The 14,994-nt window shown below is 58.6% G+C and carries 12 protein-coding genes, 1 tRNA gene and 3 pseudogenes; 9 read left to right on the top strand and 7 right to left on the bottom strand.

Going from position 1 to position 14,994, the window contains the following annotated elements; genetic code table 11:
* The first annotated feature begins 43 nt into the window (after positions 1 to 43).
* The 3 genes from MO767_RS10400 to MO767_RS10390 all read left to right on the top strand — a co-directional run bounded on the left by MO767_RS10400 (position 44) and on the right by MO767_RS10390 (position 3,868).
* The gene (locus tag MO767_RS10400) at positions 44 to 1,534 is read left to right on the top strand and encodes an aldehyde dehydrogenase (protein WP_282480395.1); all 1,491 of its coding nucleotides are present in this window, start codon (positions 44 to 46) and stop codon (positions 1,532 to 1,534) included.
* Positions 1,535 to 1,590: 56 nt separating this feature from the next.
* Positions 1,591 to 2,889 (top strand): FAD-binding oxidoreductase, encoded by a 1,299-nt coding sequence (locus MO767_RS10395; protein WP_282480394.1) that lies wholly within the window; start codon positions 1,591 to 1,593, stop codon positions 2,887 to 2,889.
* Between the two features lie 430 nt (positions 2,890 to 3,319).
* A complete protein-coding gene (locus MO767_RS10390; protein WP_007895886.1) occupies positions 3,320 to 3,868 on the top strand; it encodes a cupin domain-containing protein in 549 nt (182 codons plus the stop codon).
* Between the two features lie 124 nt (positions 3,869 to 3,992).
* Here MO767_RS10390 and MO767_RS10385 read toward each other — a convergent pair.
* Positions 3,993 to 4,186, bottom strand: a pseudogene (locus tag MO767_RS10385) (hypothetical protein); the annotation flags it as partial.
* Between the two features lie 221 nt (positions 4,187 to 4,407).
* On the opposite strand from MO767_RS10385, the gene MO767_RS10380 reads away from it, so the two are divergent.
* On the top strand, positions 4,408 to 4,722 hold the full coding sequence (locus tag MO767_RS10380; RefSeq protein ID WP_282480393.1) for a hypothetical protein: 315 nt from the start codon (positions 4,408 to 4,410) through the stop codon (positions 4,720 to 4,722).
* A gap of 143 nt (positions 4,723 to 4,865) precedes the next feature.
* Here MO767_RS10380 and MO767_RS10375 read toward each other — a convergent pair whose 3' ends face one another.
* The 3 genes and pseudogenes from MO767_RS10375 to MO767_RS10365 form a co-directional block, all read right to left on the bottom strand.
* On the bottom strand, positions 4,866 to 5,039 hold the full coding sequence (locus MO767_RS10375) for a hypothetical protein (RefSeq protein ID WP_349016917.1): 174 nt from the start codon (positions 5,037 to 5,039) through the stop codon (positions 4,866 to 4,868).
* Between the two features lie 221 nt (positions 5,040 to 5,260).
* Positions 5,261 to 6,632: pseudogene (locus tag MO767_RS10370) on the bottom strand (IS1182 family transposase).
* Positions 6,633 to 6,948: 316 nt separating this feature from the next.
* Positions 6,949 to 7,036, bottom strand: a tRNA-Ser gene (locus MO767_RS10365).
* A gap of 123 nt (positions 7,037 to 7,159) precedes the next feature.
* Here MO767_RS10365 and MO767_RS10360 point away from each other — a divergent pair.
* Complete coding sequence (locus tag MO767_RS10360) at positions 7,160 to 7,831, top strand: Bax inhibitor-1/YccA family protein (protein WP_008155030.1); 672 nt, start codon at positions 7,160 to 7,162, stop codon at positions 7,829 to 7,831.
* Positions 7,832 to 7,896: 65 nt separating this feature from the next.
* Here MO767_RS10360 and MO767_RS10355 read toward each other — a convergent pair.
* Positions 7,897 to 8,329 (bottom strand): annotated as a pseudogene (locus MO767_RS10355) (Lrp/AsnC family transcriptional regulator).
* Between the two features lie 135 nt (positions 8,330 to 8,464).
* On the opposite strand from MO767_RS10355, the gene MO767_RS10350 reads away from it, so the two are divergent.
* On the top strand, positions 8,465 to 9,361 hold the full coding sequence (locus MO767_RS10350; protein ID WP_282480392.1) for a DMT family transporter: 897 nt from the start codon (positions 8,465 to 8,467) through the stop codon (positions 9,359 to 9,361).
* 14 nt (positions 9,362 to 9,375) lie between these two features.
* Here MO767_RS10350 and MO767_RS10345 read toward each other — a convergent pair whose 3' ends face one another.
* Entirely contained in the window at positions 9,376 to 10,416 is a 1,041-nt protein-coding gene (locus MO767_RS10345; RefSeq protein WP_282480391.1) for an FUSC family protein, read from the bottom strand.
* 47 nt (positions 10,417 to 10,463) lie between these two features.
* The gene (locus MO767_RS10340) at positions 10,464 to 12,089 is read right to left on the bottom strand and encodes an NADP-dependent glyceraldehyde-3-phosphate dehydrogenase (RefSeq protein ID WP_282480390.1); all 1,626 of its coding nucleotides are present in this window, start codon (positions 12,087 to 12,089) and stop codon (positions 10,464 to 10,466) included.
* A gap of 185 nt (positions 12,090 to 12,274) precedes the next feature.
* Between MO767_RS10340 and MO767_RS10335 the strand changes: the two genes are divergently transcribed.
* The 3 genes from MO767_RS10335 (at position 12,275) to MO767_RS10325 (ending at position 14,991) form a co-directional block, all read left to right on the top strand.
* A complete protein-coding gene (locus tag MO767_RS10335; protein WP_282480389.1) occupies positions 12,275 to 13,162 on the top strand; it encodes a Dyp-type peroxidase in 888 nt (295 codons plus the stop codon).
* A 16-nt stretch (positions 13,163 to 13,178) separates the two neighbouring features.
* Positions 13,179 to 14,144 (top strand): Gfo/Idh/MocA family oxidoreductase, encoded by a 966-nt coding sequence (locus tag MO767_RS10330; protein ID WP_282480388.1) that lies wholly within the window; start codon positions 13,179 to 13,181, stop codon positions 14,142 to 14,144.
* A 94-nt stretch (positions 14,145 to 14,238) separates the two neighbouring features.
* A complete protein-coding gene (locus MO767_RS10325; protein ID WP_282480387.1) occupies positions 14,239 to 14,991 on the top strand; it encodes a GntR family transcriptional regulator in 753 nt (250 codons plus the stop codon).
* Positions 14,992 to 14,994 lie beyond the last annotated feature (3 nt).

Below are 14,994 nucleotides of genomic sequence, written 5' to 3'. Positions count from 1 at the left end.
GATTGCAGTTCCACTACTTATTCCTCTGCGTCGAGTCACAACCATGACAAACACTCGCAGCGACTGGGAACAACGCTTCCAGTCCTTAACACTCGAAGGCCGCGCATTCATCGACGGCCAATACTGCCCGGCACTCAGCGGCGACACCTTTGAATGCATGAGCCCGGTCGACGGCCGCTTCCTGGCGAACGTCGCCAGCACCGACGAAGCCGACGCCAATGCGGCGGTGGCCGTTGCACGCCGCACCTTCGAATCCGGCATCTGGGCGCGGTTGGCACCTGCTGAACGCAAGCGCATCCTGATCCGCTTCGCCGATCTCATCCTGGCCAACCAGGAGGAACTCGCCCTGCTCGAAACCCTCGACATGGGCAAACCGATCAACGACTCGATGAACATCGACATTCCAGCGACCGCCAACGCGATCCGCTGGAGCGCCGAAGCCATCGATAAGATCTACGACGAAGTCGCCGCCACGCCGCACGATCAACTCGGCCTCATCACCCGCGAACCTGCCGGTGTTGTCGCCGCCATCGTGCCGTGGAACTTCCCGCTGATCATGGCCAGCTGGAAGTTCGCCCCAGCCCTCGCGGCCGGCAACTCGTTCATCCTCAAGCCTTCGGAAAAGTCGCCACTGACCGCCATCCGCATCGCGCAATTGGCGCTGGATGCCGGCATCCCGAAAGGCGTGTTCAACGTCCTGCCGGGCTACGGTCACACCGTCGGCAAGGCACTGGCGTTGCACATGGACGTCGACGTGTTGGCCTTCACCGGCTCGACCGCGATTGCCAAACAACTGCTGATCTATTCCGGCCAAAGCAACATGAAACGCGTCTGGCTCGAAGCAGGGGGGAAGAGCCCGAACGTGGTGTTCGCCGACGCGCCGGATTTGCGCGCGGCAGCACAAGCGGCGGCCGGTGCGATTGCCTTCAACCAGGGCGAAGTCTGCACCGCCGGTTCACGCTTGCTGGTGGAGCGTTCGATCCGCGAGCAGTTCATTCCGCTGCTGGTGGAAGCGCTGCAAGCCTGGAAACCAGGGCACGCTTTGGACCCGGAAACCACCGTCGGCGCGGTCGTCGATCAGCGTCAACTGGACAACGTGCTGCGCTACATCCAGGTCGGCAAAGACCAGGGCGCGCAACTGATCGCCGGCGGCAGCCGCACCCTCGAAGCCACCGGTGGCCTGTACGTGGAACCGGCGATTTTCGACGGCGTGACCAACGCCATGACCATCGCCCGGGAAGAAATCTTCGGCCCGGTGCTGTCGCTGATCACCTTCGACACCGAGGAAGAAGCGCTGGCCATCGCCAACGACAGCATCTTCGGCCTGGCCGCAGGTGTGTGGACCAGCAACCTCAGCAAGGCTCATACCTTCGCGCGCGGTTTGCGCGCCGGCAGCGTCTGGGTCAACCAGTACGACGGCGGCGACATGACCGCGCCGTTCGGCGGGTACAAGCAGTCGGGTAACGGTCGGGACAAATCGCTGCATGCGTTCGACAAATACACCGAACTCAAAGCGACCTGGATCAAGCTCTAACACCTATAAAAAAAGCGACGGTCGCCGGCAGGTGCCAGCGGCCATCGGAGAAACCTATGAAACACAGCTCTGTTAATCAAAAGCATGTAAACAGCTACTACGCCGCCACCCGCAACTTCACCGGCGACTTTCCGGTGCTCGAACAAGCGGTGGACTGCGACGTCTGCGTGATCGGCGCCGGCTACACCGGTTTGTCCTCGGCCCTGTTCCTCGCGGAAGCGGGCTACAGCGTCACCGTACTCGAAGCCGCCAAAGTCGGTTTCGGCGCCAGCGGTCGCAACGGTGGCCAACTGGTCAACTCCTACAGCCGCGACGTCGACGTCATCGAAGAACGCTACGGCGACAAAACCGCTGAAGTCCTCGGCAGCATGATCTTTGAAGGCGCCGACATCATCCGTCAGCGCATACAACACTACGACATCCAGTGCGACTACAAGCCGGGCGGCATCTTCGCTGCGCTGAACAAAAAGCAGCTCAAAGGCCTGGCCGAGCAGAAAAGCAGCTGGGAACGCTACGGCAACAAGAACCTGAAAATGCTCGACGCGGCTGATATCAAGCGCGAAGTCGGTTGCGACAACTACGTCGGCGGCCTGCTCGACATGCAGGGCGGCCACATCCACCCGCTGAACCTGGCCCTTGGCGAAGCCTCGGCCATCATCGGCCTGGGCGGCAAAATCTACGAACAATCCGCCGCAGTGGAAATCACCTACGGCGAACCGATCACCGTGCGCACCGCCAAAGGCGTGGTCCGCGCCAAGTACCTGCTGATTGCCGGCAATGCCTACCTGCCGCAAGACCTCGACAACCGAGTCACGCGCAAAAGCATGCCGTGCGGCTCGCAAATCGTCGTCACCGAACCGTTGTCCGAAAAGGTTGCGCGCAGCCTGATCAAAAACAACTACTGCGTCGAAGACTGCAACTACCTGCTCGACTACTACCGCCTCACCGCTGACAACCGCTTACTGTACGGCGGCGGCGTGGTCTACGGTGCCCGCGAACCGGACGACATCGAGCAACTGATCAAGCCGAAAATCCTCAAAACCTTCCCGCAACTGAAGGACGTGAAAATCGACTACCGCTGGACCGGCAACTTCCTGCTGACCATGTCACGCATGCCGCAATTCGGCCGCATCGAAAAAAACGCCTACTACATGCAAGGCTACAGCGGCCACGGCGTCACCTGCTCGCACCTGGCCGGCAAACTGATCTCGGAAATGATCCGCGGCGACGCCGAACGCTTCGATGCTTTCGCCTCTCTACCGCACATGCCCATGCTCGGCGGCCGCACCTTCCAGGCCCCACTCACCGCCATGGGCGCCGCGTACTACGCGCTGCGGGATCGTTTCGGCATCTAACCCCACCGCAATCCCTGTAGGAGCCAAGCTTGCTGGCGAAGACGGCCGCACAGTCAATATTGATATCGACTGGCACACCACCATCGCGAGCAGGCTCACTCCCACAGAGATCTTTGGCATACACAAAATGTGTATACGACGAGGAACAAACTGTGGGAGCGAGCTTGCTCGCGATGAGGCCATACCAGTCACTATCAATCCCAACTGACACACAGCAATGGCATCCACAGTTTGCACAACCAAACCACCCGACTTCAGGCCAAAACAACCTTTTTACCCAACCATTTATCGAACCTGCTGAGCAACACCACCAAACGTGATTTAATACCCGCCTTTCAAATTTCCGGGACAGGGAAGCGGTATCTTCGCGGCCAAAAGTCGCCCGCCATCCACCCCCATAACCCTTAAGTATTCTTCGCATAAGGCTGTCATGGACACGGGCTCACGACTCAAACTAGTACGCGAAAGCTACAAACTGTCCCAGCGCGAGCTGGCCCGGCGTAGCGGCGTCACCAATGCCACCATCTCCCTGATCGAACAAAATCGCGTCAGTCCCTCCGTCAGCTCCCTGAAAAAACTGCTCGAAGGCATTCCTATGTCTTTGGCGGACTTCTTTACCTTTGATCAGCCGCCGCGTGAGCATCAATACGTGTTCCGCGCCAATGAACAGCCGGATCTTGGGCGTCATGGGTTGCGGTTGCTGCTGATTGGCGCTTCGGTGCCGAGCCGGCAGATGCGCTTGTTGCGCGAGCAGTACGCGCCTGGGGCGAGTTCGGGGGAAGAGCCGATTGTGCATTCGGAAGGGGAGGAGTGTGGGCTCGTCACTCGTGGCACGGTTGAATTGACTGTTGATGGGCAGATTAGTGTGCTGAATGCCGGGGATGGGTATTACTTTCCGACGACGCTGCCGCATCGGTTTCGGAATATTGGGGCGGATGAGGCGGAGATTATTAGTGCGAATACGCCGGCTAACTTTTGATGGGGCCCAACGCGTAAATCGGACGCTTTTCAAACTCAGTGTAGGTTGAGTCAATCCGCTCGGACTTTTTCAACAGAATCGACCCCAAGCTGCCGTTGGCCAAAGGCCGGAAACGGCTGTGGATTCAACCGGTCGATGCAACAGATTGGCTGGATGGCATGTTGTTTGAAATCGAGGCAGTGGCTGCGCTGCCAAGTATTACTTTCGCGCGTGCTGCGGCCGTTGTGAACGCTGCCGCATTCCCTGGTGGGGTGTTGGACCATGGGTATGACTCGCCAGTTGTATATTCATTTGTTCGACGAGATCAAGGAAATCGCAGCTGGGCGGCCTCGCTGTGTTGCCACACCTGATCGCCTTTCTTGCCCACCGTGACGTTGTGCTTCTGCCCCGCCCAGGACCCGCATTACGATGATTTCGCGCACGGAATATCACTTACAACAAAACACTATATAGCGTCATTGAAAGCAATATAAGCTTTATTGGTTAACTGACTATATTGATGAGCAGCTGTACGTCATCAATATTCTGAGGGAACCAGAATGAGTACTTTTGCAGATGATCTAGTTGCTACCCCTATCGGCACATATCTTCGAATTTGGGGCCAATTTCCAGGTGCGACTAGCCAGCAGTGCTTGCAGGGAAAGTTGACACGTGTAGATGTGGCGAGTGGAGTAGCTTTTCTTGAGTCCACTACCTATGCCAACAGAACGCATGAAGTCCGAATTGATCAAATCGACTCTATTGAAGGAGGTCATACAGGATCGGGGGCGGCGGGACCTGTACAAACACCAGACAAGGTATTTAACCCAGTCAGTGGTGAGTACCAGGATAAAACGTTTAAGGATTACAGTTAACGTAGATAGCACCATGGCCGGCGATATTCAACAGCAAAACCTTGCTTCTTAGCCGATAGTCGCCGGTTTCAAATAGAACAATCTCAGCCTACAAAGTTGGCGCTGAGATTGTTATATACGTATCCAAATAAAATTATTAAATGCTAACCGGTAATCGGTTTGACTTTTCCTGCAAGCCCCAAGGCCGTGGCCGCGTGGGTCGTAAATTCCCCCGCATTGTCAGGTGGCGGTGTCGCACCATGCTTATGGCTGGCGATCGCCGTGTTCATTTGATCTACCAGATCCAGCAGTTCGCACAGCACCTGCAACACATTCACCCCGCTCGATCCGATCCAAGTCTTGGCCGGATTCTGCCTGTCGCCACCGTCAGCTTTGGGTCGATTCTGTTGAAAAAGTCGGATTTTCAGTTCGCTTGAACTCAGGCACGACCACCACCGGAGAACCTACTCACCACGTTGAGTGGTTTCTCGGCTCTTCGTTGACCTTTGCTGCTCTGTTATTGGGTTGGTTTGAGGTTTTTTGCTTAGTGCAGGTGTAGCTATCCCGTGACCGGTGGCCCTTGAGAGGTAAATTTGGCCAGCCGTCGCAGGTTCAGCACTGCGGCGGCCAGCGTGAATTCGTCGGCCGCACCACTCATGCCCCGTAGTCGCAAGCGATCCAGTTTCAGGATGCGTTTGAGGTGGGCAAACAACATTTCGACCTTCTTGCGTTCGTGGCGAGAGCGCACGTACTCCGGCGTTGCTGCGATGCGTCGAGCCACATCACGAGCGGCTTCATGGACGCTGCGAGCGATCTTGCGAATGGATGTGTTCGGGCAGCACTTGGCTTTCATCGGACATGTCGCGCAGTCGGTCTGTCTGGATCGGAAGAGGATGGTGTTGGCTTTTGTGACATGCGAACGCTCGTTTTTGAAGGCTCGCCATTCGCTGCGCAATGCTTTGCCGGCTGGGCAGCGATATTCCTCAGCTTCTTCATTCCAGTGGAAATCGGTGCTCGATAAACTGTCGTTCTTGCGCTCGGTTTTGTCCCACACCGGCGCATGCGGTTCGATGTCTTTTTCCTCCACCATCCAGGCCAGCATCGGCGCTGTACCGTAAGCGGTGTCGCCAATGAGGCGCTCTGGCTTGATGTCGAACTGCGCTTCGACCCGATCGACATTGTCTTGGTGCTCTCGACTTCTGCGGTTCGATGAGCCGGTGTGGGTTCCACATCCATGATCACGCCGTGCTCGGTATCGATCAGATAATTCGTAGAGTAAGCGTAGAAAGCTGGGCCGCCTGGAGCAGCGGTCCAACGGGCTTGAGGATCCGTCAGCGACAGGCGCTTCGGTAGCGTTTCAGCCAAAGCCTCTTCATCGAGGGCTTCAAGGTACTCACGCACGGCGCGGGTGCTCAGGGCCGGATCGCTCCAGTTGACCGGTTCATCACCCGGTACGCCGCGCTGCCGACTCGCATCCGCTTTGATAATGCTGGCGTCCACGGCAAAGCCTTCCCCTTGACCAGGCCGGCGTCCATGCAGCGACGTAGCACTTCATTAAACAACCAGCGAAACAGATCACTGTCCCGAAAACGGCCGTGTCGATTTTTGGAGAAGGTCGAGTGGCTGGGGACTTCATCTTCAAGGCTCAACCGGCAGAACCAGCGATACGCCAGGTTCAAATGGGCCTCTTCGCACAACCGCCGCTCGGAGCGAATGCCGTAGCAATAGCCCACGATCAGCATGCGGATCATCAGTTCAGGATCAATCGAGGGACGCCCAATCGGGCTATAGAAATCGGCGAGGTACTGGCGCAGGTCGCTCAGATCGAGACATTGATCAATGCTGCGCAGAAGGTGATTGGCTGGGATGTGATCTTCAAGGTTGAACGAGTAAAACAGTCGATCCTGCCCACTCGATAACTGCCCCATCATGCTGTGTAATCCCCCGCCGGCCGTTGAAGCAATTTTGCCGCAAGCCCGACAAGGGAGCTACTTTTTCAACAGAATCGGTCGAAAGCTGCCGTACGTGACTAGCTACTTCGGCCGAAGCTGTCTGTCGAGCCCGGCCCAATACCCCAACACATTTTGCTTTTAGCAAATGACTTGAGCGGGGCGCGGTGGAGTCAGAAGGGTAGGGTTGCGGAAATGACTGAAAAGATGCGGAAACGATTCGGAAATGGCGCTACAAGAATTGCGTACCGCAGAAACGACAAAGCCCTGAATAATCAGGGCTTTGTCGGTACAAATATGGCGGAGGCGATGGGATTCGAACTCATGGACCTGTTACAGTCGACGGTTTTCAAGACCGTTGCCTTAAACCACTCGGCCACACCTCCGTTTGCGTTGCGGGCGCCATAATACCTGAATGAAACACACTGTCAAACTCTCTGCATAGCTTGTTACAGAGCGTCTGTTATGATCTTTGCGACTGAACGTTTCAAACCAACAGGAGTGTCGCCATGCGCGAACAGGATTACGCAGTTAATAACAGCGTGCAGGCTGAGCAGCTAGAGGTTAGCCGCGTCCTGCGCAACACTTACGGCTTACTCGCTCTCACCCTCGCATTCAGCGGCGTGATGGCGTTTGTCGCTCAGCAGATGCGTGTCGGCTACCCGAACGTTTTCGTGGTGCTGATCGGTTTCTACGGCCTTTTCTTCCTCACCAACAAACTCCGTGATTCGGCCTGGGGCCTGGTGTCGGCATTTGCCCTGACCGGTTTCATGGGGTTCCTGCTCGGCCCGATCCTCAATCGTTACCTGGGCATGCAGGGCGGCGCTGAAGTGGTCAGTTCCGCGTTTGCGATGACTGCGCTGGTATTCGGCGGTCTGTCGGCCTACGTGCTGATTACCCGCAAGGACATGAGCTTCCTGGGTGGTTTCATCACCGCTGGGTTCTTCGTGCTGCTGGGTGCGACGCTGGCGAGCCTGTTCTTCCAGATCAGTGGTCTGCAACTGGCGATCAGCGCAGGTTTCGTGCTGTTTTCCTCGGTCTGCATTCTGTTCCAGACCAGCGCCATCATTCACGGCGGCGAGCGCAACTACATCATGGCGACCATCAGCCTGTATGTATCGATCTACAACCTGTTCATCAGCTTGTTGCAGCTGTTCGGCATCATGAGCCGCGATGACTAATCGTCAGCCTTGAGGAAAAAACCCGCTTCGGCGGGTTTTTTCTTGCCTGCGATCTGAGTAAAGGGTCACGCCATCGGTGGCAAGCGACGCTTGACCGGGGTTTTCTTGACGATTGCAGTGTTGGTTTCGGCGTGGGTGTTTAGACGGTCGAGCAGGGTGTCCAGTTGTTCCATCGAACGCACGTGCAGGCGGGCGATGAAACAGTCGTCGCCGGTGACTTTGTCGCACTCCGTGAACTCCGGGATGGCCTGGATCTGCCGCTCTACTTCCTGCAACTGGCCTGGCAGCGGGCGAATACGGACGATGGCTTGTAGTTGATAGCCGAAGCATTTGGGGTCGATCTCGACGGTGTAACCCTTGAGCACGCCACGCTCTTCGAGGCGGCGCAAACGCTCGGCGACGCTGGGCGAAGACAGGCCGCTGATCTGCGCCAGAGCCTTGAGCGAGCGGCGTGAGTCTTCCAGCCGTAATCAGCACTTGGTCGATATCGTCGGTCATGGCGAATCTCCTATTAGGCAGTTAATTCAAACCGCCTTGATAAAAAAGGCAGAAAGCGAGTTTAGCCTGCTTTTTGCGCTGGAGTAGCCCCTCGGCGGATTGGCATACTTTGTGCTCAAACACAGGAGTCTGATGATGGACAAAACAATACGTCACGGGTCATTCGAAATGACCGCCGCCATGCTGATTTCCGGGACCATCGGCTGGTTCGTGCTGGTGTCCGGGCAACCGGTGCTGGACGTAGTGTTCTGGCGCTGTGTGTTCGGCGCCGGCACGTTGTTGCTGATCTGCGCGGCATTCGGCTTCCTGCGCCCCGGCATTCTGACCCGCACCACGTTCTTGCTGGCCGTGCTGAGCGGCGTGGCGATTGTCGGCAACTGGGTGCTGTTGTTCGCTTCTTACTCCCGCGCCTCGATTGCCATAGGCACAGCGGTTTACAACGTTCAGCCGTTCATGCTGGTGGGGTTGGCCGCGTTGTTCCTCAACGAGAAAATCACCCTGCAGAAACTGTTCTGGCTGGGCATTTCGTTTCTCGGGATGCTGGCGATTGTCAGTGCACATGGCGGGCAGGGCGAGAGCGGCAATGATTACCTGATAGGCATCGCTCTGGCGCTGGGGGCGGCATTCCTTTACGCGATTGCCGCGTTGATCATCAAACGCCTGACCGGCACACCGCCGCATCTGATCGCGTTGGTCCAGGTCACCACCGGCGTGCTGTTACTCGCGCCATTCGCGCACTTTTCGGCGCTGCCGCAAGCGCCGAGCGCGTGGGCTAGTCTGGTCACCCTGGGCATTGTCCACACCGGAGTGATGTACGTGTTGCTCTACGGCGCCATTCAAAAACTGCCGACGGCATTGACCGGTGCGCTGTCGTTCATTTATCCGATTGCAGCGATTTTCGTTGACTGGTTCGCCTTCGGCCATCGCCTGGAGCCGCTGCAATGGGTCGGTGTCGCCGCAATTCTGTTGGCCGCTGCCGGCATGCAACAGGGCTGGAGCCTTAAGCTTCGTCGGACGGTGACGACGCAGTAAACCATCAAGAAACGTCAGATGTTCCAGCGCGGTGCCGTCTTGGCCAAGCGCTGGCGCATCTCGCCGATGTTGGCGGCTAATTGCCGGACCAATAACCGGTAGCCGTCCAGCGGATTGTAAACCGGTGCGGTCAGGCTTGAATCCGACGGCAATTCGACGGGCCGACTGAGCCGCTGGGACGCACCGGATTTCAGTGCTCGGGCCATACCGATCAGTTGCACCCGAATCAGCCGATGTTCGGCTTTCAAGGTCGATTGCAGATGGGCCATGGCATCGGGGTCACTGGCGTCAGGTCGGGTGTTGCTGAGGATTTCCAGGGTGCTGACACACATCCGCAGATGGCGCTGGATAGCATCGAGTTCGGTCATGGAGATCCGCACTTCCTTGGACACCGACGGCATCAACGAGCGCAGTTGCACCATCACCGTGTTCAGGCGGCCCACCAGTTTATGGTGTTCGTCATCAGTGACCGATTGGCCATTGATGATGCGCCCATAGATCGTCGCGCAGTCGCGCAAGGCATCTGCCAGGTTGTAGCGCCAGGAATAAACCGCGTAGAGCGGCAAGGCGAAAGAAAATGCCAGGGCCAAGGCGATGCCGATCAGGATGTCCACCCCACGCCACAACCCGTCGGTGATCGGATTGTCGCCATGTCCCGCGACGATAAACACGGTAATCGCCGAGAGCAACGCGGTGTAACCGCCCTTGCCGATGGCGTGGTACGAGAAGAACCCGCAGACCACGGCCATCGCGAAATAGGTCAGCCACGGCATCCCCAGCCACGCCTGTTGCGCCACCAGCAGCAAGCCGACGCCGGCTCCGATCAAGGTGCCGATGGCGCGTTCGGCGGCTTTTTTGCCGATGTTGCCGTGATGCTGCAAGCCGCCGATCACCACCAGCATCGTCACCGACGCCCACTCACCGTGGGGCAGATGGATGCCGGTGGTCAGCAGGATCGTTGCCAGCAATCCCAGCGACACACGCACCGCGTGGATCACTCTGGCGTGGCGATAGCGCCGATACGGGTCCAGCAACGGACGCAGCAGTCGGCGCATTAGCGGTGGTAGTCGGCTGTCTCTGAATGTACTCAGACTCGGTCTCCTCAGAAGATGTAATCGGTGGTCAGGAAACTCGAACTGCGTCCGCTGATGATCTCGCTGATGAGTTCTTTGTTGGTTTCCTGGAACTTGGTTGCCACAAGCGTGCGAATCGAAAACACCCGCAACGCATCATGCACCGACAGCGTGCCTTCGGCGGAGTTCTTGCGGCCGTTGAACGGGAAGGTGTCCGGGCCGCGCTGGCACTGGGCGTTGAGGTTGATCCGGCCGACCTGGTTGGCGAAGGTGTCCACCAGCCGGCCGACGGCTACCGGGTTGGTGCCGAAGATACTCAGCTGCTGGCCGAAGTCCGATTCCAGGACGTAATCGATCACCGTGTCCAGATGCCGGTAAGGCACGATCGGCACGACCGGGCCGAACTGTTCTTCCTGATAGACGCGCATCTGCGGCGTCACCGGGTACAGCACGGCAGGGTAGAAGAATGAAGCGCGGGCTTCACCGCCATTGGGGTTCACCACGGTGGCGCCTTTGCTCACGGCATCCGCCACCAATGAGTGCAGGTAATCGACCTTGCTCGCTTCCGGCAACGGCGTCAGCGCCACGCCGCTGTCCCACGGCATGCCGGGTTTGAGGTTGGCGAGTTTGGCGTTGAATTTCTCGATGAACGCCTCGACCACGTCTTCATGGACGAAGAGGATTTTCAGCGCGGTGCATCGCTGGCCATTGAACGACAGCGAGCCGGTAAGCGCTTCGCTGACCGCGTTGTCCAGATCTACCTCAGGCAGCACGATGCCGGGGTTTTTCGCGTCCAGGCCCAACGCCGCGCGCAAGCGGTGCGGTTTTGGATGCAGTTTTTTCAGGTCGCTGGCGGCTTTGTTGGTGCCGATAAACGCGAAGATGTCGATCTTGCCGCTGGCCATCAGCGCGCTGACGGTCTCGCGGCCGCTGCCGTAGATCACGTTGATCACCCCGGCCGGGAAGCTGTCGCGGAACGCTTCCAGCAACGGACGAATCAGCAGCACACCGAGCTTGGCCGGTTTGAATACCACGGTATTGCCCATGATCAGCGCCGGAATCAGCGTGGTGAAGGTTTCGTTCAGCGGGTAGTTGTAAGGTCCCATGCACAACGCCACACCCAGCGGTACGCGGCGGATCTGGCCGAGGGTGTCCTGTTCCAGTTCGAAGCGACTGGAGCGGCGGTCGAGCTCCTTCAGCGCGTTGATGGTGTCGACGATGTAGTCGCAGGTGCGGTCGAACTCTTTCTCCGAGTCCTTGAGGTTCTTGCCTATTTCCCACATCAGCAACTTGACCACGGCTTCGCGCTGTTCACGCATGCGTGCGAGGAAGGCTTCGACGTGCTGGATGCGTTCTGCCACCCGCATCGTCGGCCATAGGCCCTGACCCCGGTCATAGGCACGGACGGCGGCGTCGAGGGCGGTCAACGCGGTGTCGGCATCGAGCAGAGGCGTGCTGCCGAGGATCACTTGTTCGTCGCCATTTTCGCCGGTCAGGTACACCGGGCTGCGGACCTGGGCGAGGGGCCCGGACCAGGTTTTCAGTTCGCCGTCGACAAGGTATTCACGCTGCTCGGTCTGGCCGTCGAGACGGTATTTTTCCGGGATGTCGGTGGCGTCGGGAAACAGGTTGCCGAGGATATGTGCTGTGGTCATGTCGCTACTCCATGTGATGTAAGCCATGCGCTGGCGGCTTGCCGTTCAGATTCACTTCAAAGGTTATACGCCTTATTGGCACGACTTTTTAAGTGCCGATCTCATGATCCCGCGATCTTTTGACCTGAAAACACACAACGGCCGATGCTGCGGTTAAACTTCGCGCTCTTTCTGAAGGAGTTCATATGAGTTACTACCAGCCGGGCATTCTCGCCACCCCAGTTCCGCCTCAAGCCCGTCATATGTTCTTCGCACTCGAATCCGCCGCTGCATTGCCGGCCGCGCTGGAGAATCTAAAGGGACTGGTGGACGGGAAGTCGGCAGTGGTCGGTTTCGGTGAATCCCTGGTCAAGGCCCTCAAAGGGCAAATCGAAGGCCTGCGCGCCTTTCCAGCGTTGACCGGTGTCGGCGTCGATAACCCGTCGACCCAGCACGCGCTCTGGTGCTGGTTGCACGGTGTCGACCGTGGCGAATTGCTCAATCGCAGCAACGCCATCGAAGCCGCACTGGCTCCGGCCCTGCGCCTGGTGCAGATGAACGAAACCTTCCGCCACCTCACCGGCCACGACCTGACCGGTTACGAAGATGGCACCGAAAACCCTCACGACGAAGCCGCCGTTGCCGCTGCGCTGGTGAGTGACGGCACTAACGGAATGGTCGGCGGCAGTTTCGCCGCGATCCAGCAGTGGCAGCACGACCTGAAGGGCTTCCACGCGATGCCGTCCCATGAGAAGGACAACATCATGGGCCGTCGTTTGAGCGACAACGAAGAGCTGGACGACGCGCCGATCTCCGCTCACGTCAAACGCACCGCCCAGGAAAGTTTTGCCCCTGAGGCCTTCGTGGTGCGCCGTTCCATGCCCTGGATCGAAGGCGATCGCGCCGGCCTGATGTTCCTGGCCTTCGGTTTCTCCCTCGACGCCTTCGAAGCCCAACTGCGCCGCATGAGCGGTCTGGAAGATGGCATCACCGACGGTTTGTACCGCATCAGCCGGCCGATCACCGGCGGTTACTACTGGTGCCCGCCGCTCAAGGACGGTCATCTGGACCTGCGCGCACTGCGCATCGGCTAAACATCAGGGAGTGAGTATGAGCGTGGTGCGCTGGGGCATGATCGGGTGTGGCAGCGTCGCCGAACGCAAGAGCGGGCCGGCCTTCTACAAGGCGCCTGGCTCGGCGTTGGTGGCGGTGATGGGCCGGCGTCTGGAGGCGGTGACGGATTACGCCGCGCGCCACGGCATCGCTCGGGTCTACACCGACGTCGACGCGCTGATCAATGATCCCGAGGTCGACGCGGTATACATCGCCACGCCACCTGACAGTCATCACGCGTACGCTTTGAGGGTGGCCGCCGCCGGCAAACATTGCTGCGTCGAAAAGCCGATGTCGTTGAATGCCGGGCAAAGCCGTGAGATGCAAAAGGTCTTTGCCGATGCCGGGCTGCACCTGTTTGTTTCCTACTACCGGCGTTCGCTGCCACGCTTCCAGCAGGTGCGGCAATGGCTGGAAGAAGGGCGGATCGGCGAGGTCCGGCACCTGACCTGGACCCTGACCAAAGCCCCATCTCCGACCGATCTTGGCGGTACAGATAACTGGCGCACCGACCCGGCCATTGCTGGCGGTGGTTATTTCGCCGACCTGGCCAGTCATGGCTTTGACCTGTTCCAGTACCTGCTGGGTGACATCGTCGAAGTCGCAGGGTTTACGGCGCACCAGGCCGGTTTGTATGCCGCCGAGGATGCCGTCAGCGCCAGTTGGCGGTTTGCTTCGGGCGCCCTGGGCATGGGTTGCTGGAATTTCGTCGCGGACCGACGCGAAGATCGGGTCGAACTGATCGGCAGCAAAGGCCGGATCAGCTTTTCCGTATTCGATGAACATCCGGTTCAGCTTGAAGCCGATGAAAACCTCAGCCTGCACATCGATAATCACGAGCACATCCAGTGGCATCACGTGCTGGGCATGAACGCGCACATTCGGGGTGAGGCGCAGCATCCGGCCGTGGCTGAACAGGCACTGAAAACCGATTGGGTGATGGACCAGATCCTCGCTCGCTAATTCACGCATCTAGCCTTATGCCCAAACAGTATTTCTCAAGCCTCCCATTAGAACTTTAAGATCACGTCATAACTCGTTATAACAAGTGATCTTCATGACTGATAACGTTCTATCCCTGAGCAGTGTTCCGCTGCACACCCAACTACGGGATGTGCTGCGCGCCCGCATCCTCGACGGCGAATACCCGCAAGACAGCCAGATGCCTTCCGAAAGCGAACTCGGCGCGCTGTTCAAAGTCAGCCGCATCACCGTGCGCCAGGCCTTGGGGGATCTGCAGAAAGAAGGGCTGATCTTCAAGATCCACGGCAAGGGCACCTTCGTCGCCAAGCCGAAAACCTTCCAGAACGTCAGCACCCTGCAAGGCCTCGCCGAGTCCATGACCGGTCGCGGCTACGAGGTGATCAACCGCCTGCGCAGTTTCAAATTCATTCCCGCCGACAAACTCGTTGCCGAGCGCTTGCACGTCGCCGAAGGCGAGACGGTGGCGCAGATCAAACGCGTGCGGCTGATCAACCGCGAGCCGATTTCCCTGGAGATCACCTACCTGCCCAAGGCCATCGGCGAGCGCCTGGAGAAGGCCGATCTGGTCACTCGCGACATTTTCCTGATCCTGGAAAACGATTGCGGCCTGGCCCTCGGTCATGCCGATCTGGCCATCGACGCGGTGCTGGCCGACAGCGACCTGACCCAGGCGCTGAACGTCGAGCCCGGCTCGCCGATCATGCGCATCGAGCGCCTGACCCACGATGCCAGCGGCAAACCCGTGGACTTCGAACACCTTTACTACCGCGGCGATGCCTTCCAGTACCGTCTGCGGATCGACCGGCAAAAAGGGGCGCAGGCATGACTC

It is taken from the genome of Pseudomonas sp. UYIF39 (genome assembly GCF_029963765.1).
In the GTDB taxonomy this organism is placed as follows: Bacteria; Pseudomonadota; Gammaproteobacteria; order Pseudomonadales; family Pseudomonadaceae; genus Aquipseudomonas.
The sequence above is the reverse complement of the archived record's forward strand: the minus strand, read 5'-3'. Positions and strand labels throughout refer to the sequence as shown.